This is a genomic window from Nonomuraea sp. C10, from assembly GCF_008017515.1.
GTDB lineage: Bacteria > Actinomycetota > Actinomycetes > Streptosporangiales > Streptosporangiaceae > Nonomuraea > Nonomuraea ferruginea.
Genome location: NZ_VPFF01000003.1, coordinates 2554355 through 2571749, shown reverse-complemented (window position 1 = coordinate 2571749; position 17395 = coordinate 2554355). Strand labels below are relative to the sequence as shown.

Genomic DNA, 17395 nt, shown 5'->3' with positions numbered 1-17395 from the left:
TATCCCGGTCAAGCTCGCCCCCGACCTGGCCGACCACGACCTGACCGGCAGATCGCTGTACGAGCTCCTGGAGAGCCGCTACGGGCTGGTCATGGACGCGGGCGAGCTGACCATAGACGGGGGGATAGCCGATCCGAGCGACGCCGACCTGCTCAAACTTCCCCGCGGCGGCGCCGTGCTGCTGCTCCAGCGCAGGTCGTTCTCCGGAGGCGTCTGCGCCGAGCTGGGCGTGTCCACCTACCGGGCGGACCGCTACCAGCTGCGCACCATACTCGAAATGCCCGCAAGACGGGGTTGAGGGCCCGACCCGGAGGAACACCCGGTGAACGAGACCACCGCCGCCCGGCCTTCGCCGTTCTCACGCCTGATGAACGTGCTGCAGAGGCTGGGCCGCTCGCTCATGCTGCCCATCGCCGCCCTCCCCGCGGCCGCCCTGCTGCTCCGCTTCGGCCAGCCCGACATGCTGGGCGGCAACGGCGCCGAGCCCGGCGGGCTCGCCGACGTGGCGGGCTTCGCCTGGATGACCGAGGTCGCGGCCGTGCTGGCGGCGGCCGGCGAGGCGCTGTTCGAGAACCTCCCGCTGCTGTTCGCGGTGGGCGTGGCCATCGGCTTCGCGCGCAAGTCCGACGGCACGACGGCGCTCGCCGCCGTGGTCGGCTACCTGGTGTTCGACCGGGTGAGCAAGGTGATGTTCGCCGGTTCGGCCATCCGCGAGACCGTGACCCTGCGGCAGGCCGCGGACCAGGGCGTCATCGAGATCATCAACCACGGCATGCAGAACCCCACCAAGGTGCTCGGCGGCATCCTGATAGGGCTGGTCACCGCGCTGCTCTGGCAGCGCTTCCACCGGATCAAGCTGCCGTCGTGGCTGGCGTTCTTCGGCGGGCGGCGGTTCGTGCCCATTCTCACCGCCTTCGTGGCGCTCGGGCTCGGCGTGCTCATCGGCTGGGTGTGGCCGATTCTCGGCGAGTGGATCGGCCACGCCGGTGAGGCGCTGACCACCCTCGGGCCGCTCGGCACCGGCCTGTACGGGCTGATCAACCGGCTGCTCATCCCGCTCGGGCTGCACCACTTCGTCAACTCGATCGTCTGGCACGTGGTGCCCACCTGCGAGGTGGACGGGCGGGTGCTCGGCGGCGACTGGAACTGCTACTTCGGCGGCGCCCCGGAGTCGGGGCAGTTCATGGCCGGGTTCTTCCCCGTCATGATGTTCGCGCTGCCGGCCGCCGCGCTGGCCATGTGGCGGGCCGCGCCCCCGCACCGGCGGGCCACGGTGGGCGGCATCATGCTGTCGGCGGCGCTGGCCTCGTTCGTCACCGGCATCACCGAGCCGATCGAGTTCGCGTTCATCTTCGTCGCGCCGCTGCTGCTGGCCGTGCACGCCGTGCTCACCGGGCTGGCCATGGCGCTGACCACGCTGATCGGCGGGCAGCTCGGCTTCGGCTTCTCGGCCGGGCTGCTCGACATGCTGCTCAACGCCAGCAAGTCCAACACCCAGAACCTGCCGGGCATCCTGCTGCTCGGGGTGGCGTACGGGGCGGTCTACTACGTGGTGTTCAGCTTCCTCATCAGACGGCTGAACATCATGACCCCGGGCCGCGAGCCGGAACCGGACGTGGACTCGGGCGAGGCCACCCCGATTCGGTCGTGACATCGCGGCGTGGCCGAGGGTCCGCAACCCGGACGCGGCCACCCCAACTCGCGCTGACCTTCTTCGCCATCCTCCGCGAACCAGGGCATGGATCGGGGAAGTTGGCGTGCCGTGTATCCCGGGGCCCGGCCGGAACCTCTTAGTACCGTCTCTCACCAGGAACGCCCCCGGAGGCTCCCGATGTCGCCCTCTCCCCAGGTCCACGGCTCGCTCGCGCTCGACACGCCCCTCGTGTGGGGCCCGCCCGGCGCGCTCCCGGACGAGCGCCGGCTGCGCCACCTCGGCCAGGCGCTCGCCGAGGTCCTCTCCGGCCGTCGGCCCCCGGAGACGGTCGCCGACCGCCTCACCGGCCAGGCCTACCGCGAGCTCGTACGGGCCGGTCGCATGCTCGACACCCGCCGCCCGCCCTTCGTCGGCGTCCCGCACGTCAAGGAGCCCAGCGACGGCGTGGTGGAGATGTGCCTCCTGGTCCACTGCGGCGAGCGCGACCGCGTCCTGGCCCTGCGCCTGGAACGCAGGGGCGTGCAGTGGCTCTGCACGGACTTCGAGACCGCCTGACGGCAAGCCGGCTCCAACCGAGCTCCCACCTCTGAGCCGGACGCACGAGGACCCCCCGCCCGTCCGCCGGGCGAGGGGTCCTCGTGTCACGCGTCAGTTGCCGGCGTTCTTCGGGTCGCCGTGGCAGCGCTTGTACTTCTTGCCCGAGCCGCACGGGCAGGGGGCGTTGCGCTCGACGTTGCCGTAGGCGGCGCGCTCGGCCGAGGTGGTGCGGACGCGGGTGTGTTCCACGTCGCCCTGCTCGCCGGGAGCGGTGTACTCCAGCTCCGCCGGGCGGTCGGGCCCGCGGAGGCCGCGCGCGATGATGGAGCGCGTCTCGGCCAACACCGGGTCCTCCTGCTCCTCGACGATGGGGTTCTCCTGAACCTCCACCTCCAGGTTGAACAGGAAGCCTACGGAGTCCTCCTTGATGCCCTCGAGCATCGCGTTGAACATCTCGAAGCCCTCGCGCTGGTACTCGATCTGCGGATCCTTCTGCGCGTAGGCCCGCATGCCGATGCCCTCGCGCAGGTAGTCCATCTCGTAGAGGTGCTCGCGCCACTTGCGGTCGAGGACGGACAGGATGACGCGCCGCTCGAGGTCGCGGGTCGCCTCGGCGCCCCACTCCTCCTCGCGCCTGGCGTACGCCTCCAGCGCGTCGGCCTTGACCCGCTCCCTGATCAGGTCGTCGGTGACGTTCTCCTGACCACCGGCCTCCTCCAGGAGGTCCTCAAGCTTGACGGAGATCGGGTAGAGGCCGGTGAACGCCTTCCACAGCTTCTCGAGGTCCCACTCCTCGGAGAACCCGTCGGAGGTGGCGCCGTCGACGTAGCCGTCGACGACGTTGCCGATGAAGCCGCGCACCTGCTCGTGCAGGTCGGCGCCCTCCAGCACGCGCCGGCGCTCGGCGTAGATCACCTTGCGCTGGCGGTTCATCACCTCGTCGTACTTGAGAACTTCCTTGCGGATCTCGAAGTTCTGCTGCTCGACCTGGTGCTGGGCGGAGGCGATGGCCTTGGAGACGATGCCGGACTCGATCGGCTGCTCGTCGGGGATGTTGAGGCGCGTCATGATCGCCTCGACCCTGACCGAGTTGAACAGGCGCATCAGGTCGTCGCCGAGCGACAGGTAGAAGCGGGACTCGCCCGGGTCGCCCTGGCGGCCGGAGCGACCGCGGAGCTGGTTGTCGATGCGGCGCGACTCGTGGCGCTCGGTGCCCAGCACGTAGAGGCCGCCCAGCTCGGTGACCTCGTCGTGCTCGGCCTTCACCGCGGCCTTGGCCTTCTCCAGCGCCTCGGGGTAGGCCTTCTCGTATTCCTCGGGCGTCTCGACCGGGTCGAGACCGCGCTGGCGCAGCTCCTGGTCGGCGCGGAACTCGGGGTTGCCGCCGAGCATGATGTCGGTGCCTCGACCGGCCATGTTGGTGGCGACGGTGACGGCGCCCTTGCGGCCCGCCTCGGCGATGATCGACGCCTCACGCGCGTGGTTCTTCGCGTTGAGGACCTCGTGCGTGACGCCTCGGCGCCTGAGCGCCTTGGACAGCCGCTCCGACTTCTCGACCGAGGTGGTGCCGACGAGGACGGGCTGGCCGTGCTCGTGACGCTCCTTGATGTCGTCGACCACCGCGTTGAACTTGGCGTCCTCGGTCTTGTAGACGACGTCGGCCTGGTCCTTGCGGACCATCGGCCGGTTGGTCGGGATGGGGACCACGCCGAGCTTGTAGGTCTGGTGGAACTCGTTGGCCTCGGTGGTCGCCGTGCCGGTCATGCCGGCGAGCTTGGTGTAGAGGCGGAAGTAGTTCTGCAGGGTGATCGTGGCGAGAGTCTGGTTCTCGTCCTTGATCTTCACGCCTTCTTTGGCCTCGATGGCCTGGTGCATGCCCTCGTTGTAGCGGCGGCCGTGGAGGACGCGGCCGGTGAACTCGTCGACGATGAGGACCTCGCCGTCGGTGACGATGTAGTCCTTGTCCTTCTTGAACAGCTCCTTGGCCTTCAGGGCGTTGTTCAGGAAGCCGACCAGGTGGGTGTGCTCGGCCTTGTAGAGGTTGTCGATGCCGAGCCAGTCCTCGACCTTCTCGACGCCGGACTCGAGGATGCCGACCGTGCGCTTCTTCTCGTCGACGATGTAGTCGCCGGTGCTCTCCTCGCCGGGGTTCTTCGCCTCGACGCCGCGGCGGAGCCGCGGGACGATCTTGGCGAACTCCTGGTACCACTTCCCGGACTGCTCGCCCGGGCCGGAGATGATCAGCGGGGTCCTGGCCTCGTCGATGAGGATCGAGTCGACCTCGTCGACGACGGCGTAGTTGTGGCCGCGCTGCACGCACTCGTCGAGCCCCCACGCCATGTTGTCGCGCAGGTAGTCGAAGCCGAACTCGTTGTTGGTGCCGTAGGTGATGTCGGCGAAGTACTGCTTGCGGCGCTCGTCGGGCGCCTGGCCGGACAGGATCACCCCGACCTCGAGACCGAGGAAGCGGTGGACGCGGCCCATGTTCTCGGCGTCGCGCTTGGCCAGGTAGTCGTTGACCGTGACGACGTGGACGCCCTTGCCGGACAGCGCGTTGAGATAGGCGGGGAGGGTGCAGGTGAGGGTCTTGCCCTCACCGGTCTTCATCTCCGAGATGTTGCCCATGTGGAGATTGGCGCCGCCCATGATCTGCACGTCGAAGTGGCGCTGACCGAGCACGCGGCGCGCGGCCTCGCGTACGGTGGCGAACGCTTCGGGAAGCAGGTCGTCGAGCGACTCGCCATCGGCATGGCGCTGCTTGAACTCGTCCGTCAGGGCGCGCAACTCCGCGTCGGACAGGCTCGTGAAGTCGTCCTCGATGGAGTTGACCTGGTCTGCGATCCGCTTGAGCTTACGCAGAGTCTTGCCCTCGCCGGCACGTAGGATCTTGTCGAGAATGGCTGCCACTTTATGTAAAGCTCCTCGCAGGTCTACCCCGGCGGCGCCGCCAGGAGGAGAGGCCGAGACAAACTTCCCCGCTGCCATCGTAGGCGGTTCTCCAACCAGACACAGCCACCGTGCCGACAAGGGCGCAGGACATGTCTGGGAGAATGTCAGGCGGGCTGATAGTACGCCGGTCAAAGGCCGGTTCGCCCCGATAACCGGGATATCCGGGCAAGGAGGGATTTGTCATGGTTGAGGGACAGAAGTCGGAGCAGACCGAGAATCTCGGTAGCCACGGCGGCCGCGCGTCCTCATGGCTGGCCGTGACGGTGATGCTGCTCGGCAGCGTCGTCGCCGGATTCGGCCTGACCATGGAGAACTGGATGGTCGTCTGGATCGGCGTCGGCCTGTTCGTGGTGGGCGGCATCCTCGCCCTCGTGTTCGACATCTTCACCGATGTGGTGATCGACGCGCCCCGGGTGGGACTGAACGCCGAAGACCACCGCTGACGTTTCCCCCTCGGAGCGGGCACCGTCGAGGCGGCCCCTCCGAGAAGCACCCCCGACGGCGACGGGTTCGTCCCATCATGAACGCGGGCCCGCTGACGGTAATTCCCGGGCCCCGTTCTGTCAGTGGCCGCGGCTAGCATTCCGGCCATGCTCCCCCGTACGGAATCGCGAACATGACCGAACTGACCGCCGACGAGGCGCGCCGGCTCATCCTGCGCGCCCAGGGGCTGCTCGGCTCCGACGGCCGTCAGGGCGGGGTGCAGGGCATGCTCCGCAGGCTCGGCGCCGTCCAGCTCGACACCATCTCGGTGCTCGCCCGCTCCCACGAGCTCGTCGCCTACGCCCGGCTCGGCGCCGTGGGCAGGCCCGCCGTCGAGCGGGCCTACTGGGACGCCCCGGCCCGCAGCTTCGAATACTGGTGCCACGCCGCCTGCATCCTGCCGATCGAGAACTGGCCCCTTTTCGCGTTCCGGCGGCGCGCCTACCGCGAGCGCCGCTTCCGCTGGCACGAGGTGCCCGACAGCGTCGACAAGCTGCTCCAGCAGGTGCGCGACCACGGCCCGCTCACCACCGCCGACGTCGGCGGGGCCAAGAACGGCGGCCCGTGGTGGGACTGGTCCGACTCCAAGATCGGCCTGGAGTGGCTGCTCGACATCGGCGAGGTGGTCTGCACCCGCCGGGTGGGCTGGCGCAGGGTCTACGACCTGGCCGAGCGCGTGGTGCCCGCTGGCCTGCTGGCCGAGGACCTCACCGACGAGGAGTGCGTCGTGCGGCTCGCGGGCATCGCGGGCCGGTCACTCGGGATCGCCACGCGGGCCGACCTGATCGACTTCCTCCGTCTCAAGGGGCGCTCCGCCGCGATCCTCGACGAGGCCCTCGCGAGCGGCGCCGCCGGGCTGACGCCGGTGCGCGTCGCCGGCTGGCCCGCCGTCAGGGCCGGCCGCAACGGCTCGGCGTCTAGATCCGTGCCCAACGCCTGGGCCGACCCTGCCGCGCTGGAGTCGGAGCCGCGCGGACGCCACCGCACGACCCTGGTCTCGCCGTTCGACTCGCTGATCTGGCACCGCGGCCGCACCGAGCGCGTCTTCGGCTTCGCCTACCAGCTTGAGCTGTACGTGCCGAAGCACAAGCGGGTCCACGGCTACTTCACGATGCCGGTGCTGGCCGGCGGCCGCCTGATCGGCAGGGTGGACCCGGCGCGCGAGGGCACCACGCTGGTGGCCAGGAAGGTCAGCCTGGAGCCGGGCCTGACCAGCGCCCGCTGGGTCGAGGCGATGGGCGACGCGCTCCGATCGGCCGCCACCTGGGTCGGCTGCGACACCGTACGCGTCGAACGCGCCGACCCACCCGAGCTCGCCGAGGCACTCAACACGACCCTGGCCCGCTGATTCCCAGGTCGGCGAGCCACCCCTCGCGGGACCGTGGCCCGCTGAGGTTCCCGGACCGGCGAGCCGTCCGTCCCAGGACCCTAGCCCGCTGACTTGCCCAGGTCGGCGAGCCGCCCTTCGCGGGACCTTGGCCCACTGAGGTTCCCCGGCCGGCGAGCCACCCCTCGCGGGACCTCGGCCCGCTGAGGTTCCCGGACCGGCGAGCCGCCGGGCCCGAACCCGCCTTGGCCCGCCCTCCCTCAGGGGGAGGGGCGGGCGGGGCTGGGGCGGATCAGGTGATTTCCAGCATGCGCTCGCGGACCGCGTACACCACGGCCTCCATGCGCGAGTGCAGTTGCAGCTTGTCCAGGATGTTGCGGACGTGGTTCTTCACCGTGTTCTCGGAGATGAACAGCTGCTTGGCGATCTCCCGGTTGTTCATGCCCTTGGCGACGAGCCGCAGGACCTCCATCTCGCGCTCCGTCAGCCGCGGGACCGGCACCTGCGGCGGGCGTTCGGTCTCCTTGCGGCTCATGCTGGCGAACTCGTTGATGAGCTTGGCCGCCATGGCCGGGTTGATCAGCGACTGCCCCTCATGGACGCCGCGGACCGCCGCGGGCACGTCGTTGATCTGGACGTCCTTGAGGAGGTAGCCGGTCGCGCCGGCCTTGATGGCCTCGAAGAGGTCTTCTTCCTCATCGCTCACCGTCAGCATGATGATGCGGGTGCTCGGCACCGAGGCCTTGATGCCCTTGGTCGCCTCGATGCCGTCCTGCCGCGGCATGCGCACATCCATCAACGCCACGTCGGGCATGAGGCGATCGGCCAGCTCGACCGCCTCCTGACCGTCGCTCGCTTCCCCGACCACCTCGATGTCAGGCTCCGCGGCCAGCGCCAGGGCCAGGCTGCGCCTGATCAGCTCGTGATCGTCCACGATCAGCACGCGGATCGGCTCGCCGCCGGAGGGGCGCGCCTCGCCGGACTCCGTCACAAGGCCTCCTTGATGCGCCTCGCGACCGTCGTGTCTCCGGTTCGCTCGCTCGTCCTCGCCTGACTGAGCTCGCTCACGTCTCCTCCTCGTCGGGGGGCCAGAGCCGTCGAACCGCCATGATCGCACGTGTGCCGCGGTTCTCGGGTGGTCGAGAAGATCTTTCCGGCGGCCGTCAGGGCTCTACGAGCCGCAGCACACCGTAGTTGTACCCACGCCGGTTGTAGACGACGGATGGCAGGCCGCTCTCCTTGTCACGGAACAGATAGAAGTCGTGTCCGACCAGCTCCATCTCGAGGAGGGCCTGGTCGATGGTCATGGGCTCTGCTTTGTGGTGCTTCTCCCGGACGATCAGAGGGCCTTCGCCGTCCATCTGGATGGGGACGATGTCGTCGTACTGCTTGTCTTCCGGCAGCCGATCCTCCTCGGGCTCGGCCTCCTCGCGGGCGGGCTCGACCTTGGACGGCGCGGGCGCGGCCAGGTCGGGCATCGTGGCGGTGATCTCCGCCATGGACGGCTGCTTGTGGTTGCCGTGATGGATCTTGCGCCGGTCGGCCAGCCGCCTGAGGCGGCCCTCCAGCTTGTCCATCGCGATGTCCAGAGCGGCGAAACGGTCGTCGGCGCTGGCCTCCGCGCGGATGGCGGGGCCGCGGGTGTGAATGGTCAGCTCGACCCGCTCTCGCTGGTCGGCCGCGCGCACGTTGCGCTCCTTCGACACCTCCACATCGACTCGGATGAGTTTGTTGTCCAGACGCTCGATCCTGGCCAGCTTGGTTGTCACCTGGTCTCGGAACCGATCACTCACTCCCGTGTGCCGGCCCTTGACGATGATGTCCATGCAACAGCCCCCCTTCGTCTAACGACTGAGATAGAGCGCCCGACGACTCGCGTGGTGCCGGGCAGGGTTTTCTGCTGTCCGCCTGTCCTTCAGGGTTACCCTCCTCCGACGCCTCGTCACCGGGAACGCGGGTGGCACCCGTCCGGCCGACCTGGTCTTCGACCCCACATCCGCCTGCTGAGGGTTTCGCAGCTCTGATGCCACTACCGCCCTTCTCTCCTGGCGGGGGACATCTGGACCCCCGGGGAGGCAGGACTTACCCCTAAGCCGCACCGTGATCGGACGACGAAAAGTCGCCTTACGTGGGCCGTTTCGCCTGCGGCTGGCATCGGCTAGCGGAGCCGGGAGCCCCGGCTCTGCGCAACCACGGACCCGAACGGGTGCCATGTTCAGAACGCTATCCGGATCGGCGGCGAATGTCAGCCGGAGGAAGCTCCAAAGGATCACTTTCCGTGATTTTCGCGCGGGGTTACGGGCCGGCTGAATGCCCCGTTTGGTCCCACGGCACCCCTTACAGGACAGGGCGGCAAGCCTTCTGAGCTGCCTCACCTGGCGCTTCCCGCTACGGACATGTGGCCCTCCGGAAGGCAACACACCTGGGCCTTTCTTTACTGACTGTCACCGTGACCATTTCGTGAGATCCGGCGTGTCGCGGCGACGGTGACGGCCAGCGGCACCGTCGCCCCCACCGCCCGCAGCGCCCTCGCGGCGTCCGCGAGCGTGGCTCCCGTCGTGACGACATCGTCCACGACGACCACCCGGGCACGATCGAACACATCCCCGGCTGTCCGCACGAAGCCTGCGGAACTCCCACGTACGCGGACACCACCCCTCCCTGCGACCCGCAGATCATGGACACCTCCTCTCTCTGCGACCGACAGATCGTGGGCACGTCCTCTTCCTGCGGCCGACAGATCGTGGGCACCTCCTCTCCCTGCGGCCCACAGATCGTGGACCCCTCCTCTCCCTGCGACTTCGAGATCTCGGACAGCGCTCTCAGATACGGAGAAGGACCCGGCCAGGTTCGACACTCGGTCGGCGGAGCTCAGGCCCGACTGGTCGGCCACCTTCCGGCGCTGCCGCAGCGCGGGCCAGAGCGTGACGGCCATCCCCCGTCCGCGCAGCCGGCGCACCACCCGCTCCGCCAGCGCCCCCACGTGGTCGTGACCCCGCCCCTTGACGGCCGCCCGCCCACTGGGCACCGGCACCACGATCACCCCCTCCCCTCCCAGAAGAAGCCCGCACTCCCCCACCCCACGAAGCCCCACCGACGACCGAGCGCTCCCCCGGCCACGGAACCTCTCCACAGCGCCCTCAGCGACCTCCTGCGGCGACCGGAGGGCCGCCACGAGGGCGAAGGCCAGAAGGTCGGCGAGGGCCGCCGCCAGGGCCGCCTCACCCCGTTCCTTGTAGGCGATGACGGCCTTGCGCACCACGCCCCCGTACGGAGAAGCGGACCAGCACACGGGAAGCCCATCGGGACACGGCGCGGGCATCCGGCGAGAGGGCACCACCACACCCGCCAGACACTCCTCGCACAGACGCACCCCCGGAGCGCCACAGCCAAGACAGGGCTGCGGCAGCACGACATCAAGCAGACCGGCGAACACGGCCCCAGCATGCCACCCACCACCGACACTTTCAGTAGCCGAACGGGCACCCAGAGACGCCACCTGTCGCGAACGACTCTCTACGGAACTACGGCGGGCTGAGCGGGCCGTCAGGCACGCCTATCGGCGCCCAGCCCGAGGGGGTTCCCAAAAGGATTTTCGCTTTTGGATCTTTCGTTTGAACCCAAGACGCTGACCGAGCGTGCGTCCCTCGGGCCCGCACAGAAAAGATCAAGAGAGGCGCGTGCCTCTGCGCTCGCGCCGCGAGAAATTCGGGCTCGCGCCCCAGGAAGCTTCGCACCCGCGCCCGCAAGAGACGCCCGGCTCACCCCCCAAGAAGCGCCACGCCCACGCCCCAAAAGACATCCGGCTCACGCCCCACAAGGCTTCGCGCCCGCGCCCGCGAGAGACGTCCAGCTGCGCCCCAGGAAGCCTCACTCCCACGACCCAAGAGACCTCCGTGTCACGCCGTAAGAAGCTTCACGCCCGCGCCCCCGAAAGACTTCCCGCTCGCGCCCCAAGCAGCTTCCGGCTCGCGGTCGAGGCGGTCGAGGCGGTCGAGGCGGTCGAGGCGGTCGAGGCGGTCGAGCCAGTCTGGAGAGCCGCCGGAGCGATCCCCCAAAGTCAGCCCAGGGCGAAGATCGGCTGGTCGACGGCGGTGGCGGGCTTCGGGGTCCAGGTTTGTTTGTCGCGGCTGTATTCGAGGATCTCGTTGCTGTCCTCGGTGGTCGCCAGGATCGCGTCGCCCAGGGCGGCCAGGCGCTCCAGTCGCTTGCTGGTGGTCGGGAGCTGGGTGGTCTCCCCGTCGCCGACGTTGATCTCCTTGACGACCTGGCCCGCCTTGGTCTGGACGAGGACCAGGAGGTGGCCGCCGTCGCTCCAGGCGATGTCCACGATCTCGTCGCCGCCCGAGACCGTGGTCAGCGTCTCGAAGTTGCTCAGCATGGCGTTGCCGCCGCCGCCCGTGAGCGCGCCGACCTGGACCCGGTTGTCGCCGATCTCGACCGCGACGCGGACCCCGTTGCGCGCCATCCGCAGCGAGGTGACGTTCAGCCCCTGGAGGGCGGGCGCGGCGACGCGTTCGGGGCCCCGGCCGACGACCGGGTGGGAGCGGATGACCTCGCCGTTCTGCCGGTCGAACGTCCACAGGCTGCCGTCGCGATGCCAGGACGGGTCGGTGAGGTCGGCGCCGGGGATGGACTCCTGCCAGCGGCCGTCGGGCGAGTGCCGGGTCACCCAGATGCCGCCCGCCGCGGACCTGGCGGCGATCCGGTCGCGGTCCTTGGAGACGGCGAAGCCGGTGTAGCCCTGGCTGGGCTGTCCGGCGGGGCCGGTCACGGGGTGGCCCTCGCCGTCGCTGCCCAGCACGAAGACCGCGCCGCCGCTGCTGTAGAACACCTGCTTGTCCTCGCTGCCCAGCCAGCTCTCCGGCAGGTTGGCCGGCACGGTGAGCGGGCCGGAGGAGAAGAACTGCTCGCCGTCGAGCAGCACCTCCAGGGTGCGGCCGTTGGCCAGGTTGTTGCTGCTCAGGCTGGCCCTGAGCTGGGCCTGCAGGCCCTGTGTGTAGGTGTCGAGCGGGTTGAACGGGCCGCCCATGTTGATCACCACCCGGTCCTCGGTGGACCGGATCCACCGCACCCTGGCGCCCTCCGGGAACTCGTTGCCGACCGCGCCCTGCAGCCCGCTGGTCGGCCCTTCGGCGAGGCGCTCGACGATGGTCTGGGCGAAGCTCTTGTCGGGGTCGACGCGCAGCCGCAGCCGGTCGACGACCAGCCGGTCGGGCTGCGGGTCGGCGCCGGAGCTGCCGTTGAGGTAGTAGAGGTTGGTGGGACGGTACGCGCGCCGCACGTCGGCGTCGGTGAGCAGCAGGCCCTGCTGCAACCCGTTGACCTTGAAGGCCCCGTTGGCGTCCTTGACCAGGGTGATCGGCCGGTTGATCTTGGGGTCGTCGGACGAGCCGACCGGCACGTACGTGTCGTCCTCGTTGATCTGCGCGATCTTGTTGCCCTGGATGGAGAGGACGGTCTCGTTCTTCTCCTTGTTCTCGACGAGCTCGCCGAACCGGAACGAGTTGTCGATCACCGTGATGGCGCCGTCGGGTTTCCAGACCCGCCTGGCCTCCTCGGTCAGGTACTTGGGCAGCACGGAGGGGTCGTCGTCGTAGGCGGCCATGGCGGCCAGCAGGCCCTCCACGACCTGCTGCGGCCCCCAGTCGGGCTGCGGCGCGACGGCGAGCATGCGCTGGAACGGCACGGTGACGGAGTCGCCGCTGCCCGCGTCGTCCACCGGGAACGGCCCGCCCACGGGGATGACCGCGCAGCCGGTGCCGGCCAGGAGCATGGTGAACGCGAAGGCGGCGGCGCCGCCCAGCCGCCTAATCCTCGTCATGGCCGCCCCCGTCTCCGGTGGCCGGCAGCAGGACCGGCGTCATCTGGCCGCGCCAGGTGCGGCGCATCTCGATCTCGGGCGGGACCAGCGACAGCGGGGAGCCCTTGAGGTCGGTGCCGGCCTTCCTGGGCAGGGTGAGCCGGAACTGCGAGCCCTCGCCCGGCTGGCCCCACGCCTGCAGCCAGCCGCCGTGCAGGCCGGCGTCCTCGCGGGAGATCGCCAGGCCGAGCCCGGTGCCGCCGATGGTCCTGGCCCGCGACGGGTCGGCCCGCCAGAACCGGTCGAACACCAGCGTGTCCTCGCCGGGTTTGAGCCCTATGCCGTGGTCGCGCACCGCGACCGCGACCGCGTCCCTGTCGGCGCCGACGGTGACCACGACGTCGCGGCCCTCGCCGTGCTCTATGGCGTTGAACAGCAGGTTGCGCAGGATGCGCTCGACCCGGCGGTTGTCGACCTCGGCCATGCACGGCTCGTTGGGCAACCGCAGCTCGAAGCGGGTGCTGTGGCGCTCGGCCAGCGCCTCGGAGTCGGCGATGGCGCGCAGCACCACGTCGCGGATGTCGACGGAGTCGAGGTCCAGGTCGGCGGCGCCGGCGTCGTACCGGCTGATCTCCAGCAGGTCGGCCAGCATCGACTCGAACCGTTCGAGCTGGGCCTGCATCAGCTCGGCCGAGCGTGAGGCCATCGGCTCGAAGTCCTCGCGCGCGTCGTACAGCAGGTCGGCGGCCATGCGGACGGTGGTGAGCGGGGTGCGCAGCTCGTGCGAGACGTCGGAGACGAACTGCCGCTGCACCTGCGACAGCTCTTCCAGCTGGTGGATCTTGAGCGCCAGGTTGGCGGCCATCTCGTTGAACGAGGTCGCGAGCCTCGCCAGGTCGTCCTCGCCGCGCACCTTGAGCCGCTCGTCGAGCTTCCCGGCGGCCAGCCGCTCGGCGGCCTGGCGGGCGAGCCGGACCGGCGTGACGACCTGGCGGGCCACGAGGTACGCGATGGCGGCGAGCAGCAGCACCAGCCCGAAGCCGACCACGACGATGGCCAGCCGGACGTTCGACAGCATCTGCTCTTCCTCGTCGAACGGGAAGAAGTGGTAGACCTCGTAGCTGCCGTTGACGTGGATGATGGCGCCGATGACGAGGGTCTGCCTGTGCTGGCTCTCGCCGGGCAGCCTGATCGGCTCGGTGTAGCGCTGCGGCCTGTCGATGAACTTCTCGGCCTGGCGGCGCAGCATCTGCTGCAGCGCCTCGGGGATGTTCTGCTGGTTGACGTTGCCCGACGCGCGGGACCGGCCGGGCTCGTCGACGTTGAGGATCAGCACCTCGTAGCGCTTCTTCCAGCCGTCCCTGCCGGTGCCGATGATGTTGTCCATCACCTCGTCGAGCGGGTCGGGCGGCACGCTCTTGCCGGGGTCGGAGGACTTGGCCTGGTCGTCCTCGCGCCGGGTGAGCGCGTCGGCGATCTGCAGCCGGTCGGCGGCGGCCTCGCTGGCGGCGGACTGCTGCCGCCGCTCGATGACCGAGTTGTTGATCTGGTCCGACAGGAAGATGCCGAGCACCACCACGACGATCAGCGAGATGACCAGGGTGCTGGTGACGACCTGGAGCTGGAGCGAGCGCCGCCACAGCCGGCGTGCCCTGCCCGCCGCACGACGAGCCCGCCGCCGGATCCCGCCGAGTATCTGGCGGAGGGTCCGGCGGCGTGTGCGTCTCGTCTTGGTCGGGGGCATGGCGGGGAGAGCCGGGTCCCTAAGCGGGACCGGCCTTGTAGCCCACGCCGCGGACCGTCACCACGATCTCGGGGTGCTCGGGGTCCTTCTCGATCTTGGCGCGGAGGCGCTGCACGTGCACGTTGACCAGGCGGGTGTCGGCCGCGTGGCGGTAGCCCCAGACCTGCTCCAGCAGGACCTCGCGGGTGAAGACCTGGCGCGGCTTGCGGGCCAGGGCGACGAGCAGGTCGAACTCGAGCGGGGTGAGGTTGATGGTCTCGTCGCCGCGCTTGACCGAGTGTCCGGCCACGTCGATGGTGATGTCGCCGATCTGCAGGATCTCGGGGGTCGGCTCGTCGGTGCGGCGCAGCCTGGCCCGCACCCGGGCCACCAGCTCCTTCGGCTTGAAGGGCTTGACGATGTAGTCGTCGGCGCCCGACTCCAGCCCCAGCACCACGTCGATGGTGTCGCTCTTGGCCGTGAGCATGACGATCGGCACGCCGGACTCCGCCCTGATGCGGCGGGCGACGTCGATGCCGTCGGCGCCGGGCAGCATCAGGTCGAGCAGGACGAGATCGGGGCGCGTGTCGCGGAACGCGTCCAGCGCCTTGTCGCCGTCACTGACAAAGGATGGTTCGAAGCCCTCTCCGCGCAACACGATGCCGAGCATCTCGGCGAGAGCGGCATCGTCATCGACGACCAGCACGCGACCTTTCATGGCCCCTCATTCGTTCTACGCATTCTGGGACATACCTGCACGGTCGGTGAAGGTTACCCCCGCTCGGCCCATGAGTGTGACATGAGTCCCGCGAAAGGTCTGTATCAGGCTCGCGCCGCGACCGCTTTCTTCAGTCTGCGGTAACGGAAGGTCTTTCGGCCACCCTGGACGAGATCCGCCGCGCCGAAACGCGTGGAATGCGAGCCAAGATGCGGTCTTCTCGACGGCGCGACGCCACCCAGCCGCCCAGCGTGCCAGGATTGGGATATGTCAGACGGTCACGGTTCCGCGTCAGAGAGGCCTTCGGGCTGGGCAGCGGAGCAGCCCCCGCCCTACGGCGCGCCTCCGGCGTCGCCGTGGACCGCCCCCGGCAGCGAGCAGCCGCCGCCTTCCGGTCCTCCCTACGAAGCCGGCCCCCAGTCCGGCGGGCAGCAGTCTTACGGGCCGCCCCACGGCCCCTACCCGCAGGGCCAGCCCTACGGGTACGGTCCCCACCCGCCCGCGCTGCGGCCCGGCATCATCCCCCTGCGCCCGCTCGCTCTGGGCGACATCTACGACGGCACCATCAAGCTCATCCGCTCCAACCCGAAGGCCGTGCTCGGGCTGTCGGCGGTCGCGGCGCTGCTCGCCGCCATCCCGCTGGCCGTCGGCCAGGGCTTCGTGTTCGGCGCCGTGGCCCCGTTGATGAACGACCCCGCCGCCCTCCAGGCCGAGGACCCGGCCGGCACCTACGGCATGCTCGGGGCCCAGTACGTCAGCGCCTTCGTCTCGTACGCGATCAGCTTCGTCGCGGTGACGGTGCTGACCGGGGTGCTGACGCGCATCCTCGGCCGGGCCGTGTTCGGCGGCAAGATCACCACTCAGGAGGCGTGGCAGACGACCAGGAGGCGGCTGCCCGCCCTGTTCGGCGTCGTCGGGCTGCTGGCCCTCATCATGCTGGCTCCGGTGGCCGTCATGGCCGCGGTGCTCGTGGTCGCCTTCGGCACCGTCGCCGGGGGCTCGCCCGAGGCGGCCGGCGGGCTGCTCCTGCTGTTCCTGCTGATGATCGTGCTCTACATCGGGTACGTGTTCTTCTTCCGTACGCGCTTCGCCTTCGCGCCCGCGGCCGTGGTGCTGGAGGGCAGGGGGCCTGTCGACGCGATGCGCCGCTCGTGGAACCTGGTGACCGGCGACTTCTGGCGCGTCCTCGGCATCCTGTTCCTGACCACGCTCGTGGTCGGGCTGATCGCCAGCATCCTCCAGGTGCCGTTCATGATCGTCGGAATGGTGATCGGGCTGGTGGGCAGCGGGTCGGTGGCGACGATCGTGATCGGTTCCATCCTGGTCGCCGTCGGCGGCACGCTCGGCGCCATGATCACCTACCCGTTCGAGGCGGGCGTCGCCGGGCTCCTGTACGCGGACCGCCGCATGCGGGGCGAGGCCTTCGACCTCGTCCTGCAGACGGCGGCCATCGAGCAGCAACGGCAGGGCTGGGTGCATTCGACGGCCGACGAGCTGTGGCACCCGTCCAACTCCGCCAAGTCGTGAGCCCGATCGGCAGGGACGAGGCCGCCGGGCGTGCGGCGCGCGAGCTCCTCGACCCTCAGTACGCTCGGGAGCCGCTGTTCGACCGGCTGCAGCGCTGGTTCTTCCAGTTCGTCAACGACCTGCTCGACACGGTGGCCGGTGGCGGCACCGCGGGCGGCGTGCTGGCGGCGATCGTCATCCTGCTGCTGCTCGTGGGCGTCGCGGCGCTGGTCGTCTGGCAGGTCCGCCGCGCCGGCCGGCGCAGGGCCGCCGCTCCCGGCGAGCTGTTCGACACCCGGCGGCTGACGGCGGCCGAGCACCGTGAGGCCGCCGAGCGGCTCGCCGCCGAAGGCCGGTGGACCGAGGCGATCCAGGAGCGGCTGCGCGCCATCGCCCGCGACCTGGAGGAGCGCGCCCTGGTCGACGGCATGCCGGGCCGCACCGCCGCCGAGCTCGCCGCCGAGGCCGGCCGGGCGCTCCCGCCGTTCGCCGCCGACCTGGCGGCGGCGGCCCGCTCCTTCGACGACGTCACCTACGGCGACGTCCGCGGCACCCCCGCGGCCTACGAGTCCATGAGCACGCTGGACACCCGCCTCGCGACCGCCCGCCCGGCCGCCCTGGGAGCCACCCCATGACCCTTCCCCGCCCATCGCCCCCGCACGACCGCCCCGTTCAGACCACCCCAGCAGGGCACC

General features: G+C 70.0%; 14 protein-coding genes. 7 read left to right on the top strand and 7 right to left on the bottom strand.

The annotated features are described in order from the left end of the window. The 3 genes from FR742_RS44205 to FR742_RS44195 form a co-directional block, all read left to right on the top strand. Nucleotides 1-298, top strand: a 298-nt coding sequence (locus tag FR742_RS44205) for a UTRA domain-containing protein (protein ID WP_148037084.1), incomplete at its 5' end; no start/stop codon positions are given. 24 nt (nt 299-322) lie between these two features. Further along, nucleotides 323-1651 (top strand): PTS transporter subunit EIIC, encoded by a 1329-nt coding sequence (locus tag FR742_RS44200; RefSeq protein ID WP_148034213.1) that lies wholly within the window; start codon nt 323-325, stop codon nt 1649-1651. Nucleotides 1652-1831: 180 nt separating this feature from the next. Then, nucleotides 1832-2209: an Rv3235 family protein gene (locus tag FR742_RS44195; protein ID WP_148034214.1), complete on the top strand. Its 378-nt coding sequence runs from the start codon at nt 1832-1834 to the stop codon at nt 2207-2209. A gap of 93 nt (nt 2210-2302) precedes the next feature. Here the strand turns inward: FR742_RS44195 and secA are convergent, their stop codons facing one another. Beyond that, on the bottom strand, nt 2303-5098 hold the full coding sequence (gene secA / locus FR742_RS44190) for a preprotein translocase subunit SecA (protein WP_148034215.1): 2796 nt from the start codon (nt 5096-5098) through the stop codon (nt 2303-2305). Nucleotides 5099-5322: 224 nt separating this feature from the next. Here secA and FR742_RS44185 point away from each other — a divergent pair, with 224 nt between their 5' ends. Together FR742_RS44185 and FR742_RS44180 are read left to right on the top strand one after the other, a co-directional pair. Then, nucleotides 5323-5583: an HGxxPAAW family protein gene (locus FR742_RS44185; protein ID WP_148034216.1), complete on the top strand. Its 261-nt coding sequence runs from the start codon at nt 5323-5325 to the stop codon at nt 5581-5583. Nucleotides 5584-5756: 173 nt separating this feature from the next. Continuing rightward, nucleotides 5757-6971, top strand: coding sequence for a winged helix-turn-helix domain-containing protein (locus FR742_RS44180; protein WP_148034217.1), 1215 nt, complete (start codon nt 5757-5759; stop codon nt 6969-6971). Nucleotides 6972-7242: 271 nt separating this feature from the next. Here FR742_RS44180 and FR742_RS44175 read toward each other — a convergent pair whose 3' ends face one another. The 6 genes from FR742_RS44175 to mtrA all read right to left on the bottom strand — a co-directional run bounded on the left by FR742_RS44175 (nt 7243) and on the right by mtrA (nt 15194). Continuing rightward, the gene (locus tag FR742_RS44175; RefSeq protein ID WP_148034218.1) at nt 7243-7941 is read right to left on the bottom strand and encodes a response regulator transcription factor; all 699 of its coding nucleotides are present in this window, start codon (nt 7939-7941) and stop codon (nt 7243-7245) included. A 172-nt stretch (nt 7942-8113) separates the two neighbouring features. Then, on the bottom strand, nt 8114-8776 hold the full coding sequence (gene hpf / locus FR742_RS44170; protein WP_148034219.1) for a ribosome hibernation-promoting factor, HPF/YfiA family: 663 nt from the start codon (nt 8774-8776) through the stop codon (nt 8114-8116). A 608-nt stretch (nt 8777-9384) separates the two neighbouring features. Further along, nucleotides 9385-10209 (bottom strand): phosphoribosyltransferase family protein, encoded by an 825-nt coding sequence (locus FR742_RS46345; protein WP_261808833.1) that lies wholly within the window; start codon nt 10207-10209, stop codon nt 9385-9387. 801 nt (nt 10210-11010) lie between these two features. Further along, entirely contained in the window at nt 11011-12774 is a 1764-nt protein-coding gene (locus FR742_RS44160; RefSeq protein ID WP_148034220.1) for an LpqB family beta-propeller domain-containing protein, read from the bottom strand. Next, complete coding sequence (gene mtrB / locus FR742_RS44155) at nt 12761-14497, bottom strand: MtrAB system histidine kinase MtrB (RefSeq protein ID WP_148034221.1); 1737 nt, start codon at nt 14495-14497, stop codon at nt 12761-12763. The genes FR742_RS44160 and mtrB overlap by 14 nt, the downstream gene beginning before the upstream one ends. Before the next feature lie 19 nt (nt 14498-14516). Continuing rightward, complete coding sequence (mtrA, locus tag FR742_RS44150) at nt 14517-15194, bottom strand: MtrAB system response regulator MtrA (RefSeq protein WP_090763607.1); 678 nt, start codon at nt 15192-15194, stop codon at nt 14517-14519. Between the two features lie 267 nt (nt 15195-15461). On the opposite strand from mtrA, the gene FR742_RS46340 reads away from it, so the two are divergent. Both FR742_RS46340 and FR742_RS46335 read left to right on the top strand, forming a co-directional pair. Continuing rightward, nucleotides 15462-16721 carry a DUF3824 domain-containing protein gene (locus FR742_RS46340; RefSeq protein ID WP_148034222.1) on the top strand — a complete coding sequence of 420 codons (1260 nt, stop codon included), beginning with the start codon at nt 15462-15464 and terminating at the stop codon, nt 16719-16721. Further along, nucleotides 16718-17335 carry a DUF4129 domain-containing protein gene (locus FR742_RS46335; protein ID WP_148034223.1) on the top strand — a complete coding sequence of 206 codons (618 nt, stop codon included), beginning with the start codon at nt 16718-16720 and terminating at the stop codon, nt 17333-17335. Before FR742_RS46340 ends, FR742_RS46335 begins: the two co-directional genes overlap by 4 nt. Nucleotides 17336-17395: the final 60 nt, after the last annotated feature.

Bases quoted from the DNA above. Each gene is read 5' to 3' on its own strand.
- mtrA (WP_090763607.1), bottom strand. From the start codon at position 15,194: ATGAAAGGTCGCGTGCTGGTCGTCGATGACGATGCCGCTCTCGCCGAG.
- FR742_RS44180 (WP_148034217.1), top strand. From the start codon at position 5,757: ATGACCGAACTGACCGCCGACGAGGCGCGCCGGCTCATCCTGCGCGCC.
- FR742_RS44185 (WP_148034216.1), top strand. From the start codon at position 5,323: ATGGTTGAGGGACAGAAGTCGGAGCAGACCGAGAATCTCGGTAGCCAC.
- FR742_RS44160 (WP_148034220.1), bottom strand. From the start codon at position 12,774: ATGACGAGGATTAGGCGGCTGGGCGGCGCCGCCGCCTTCGCGTTCACC.
- mtrB (WP_148034221.1), bottom strand. From the start codon at position 14,497: ATGCCCCCGACCAAGACGAGACGCACACGCCGCCGGACCCTCCGCCAG.
- FR742_RS46340 (WP_148034222.1), top strand. From the start codon at position 15,462: ATGTCAGACGGTCACGGTTCCGCGTCAGAGAGGCCTTCGGGCTGGGCA.
- FR742_RS44195 (WP_148034214.1), top strand. From the start codon at position 1,832: ATGTCGCCCTCTCCCCAGGTCCACGGCTCGCTCGCGCTCGACACGCCC.
- hpf (WP_148034219.1), bottom strand. From the start codon at position 8,776: ATGGACATCATCGTCAAGGGCCGGCACACGGGAGTGAGTGATCGGTTC.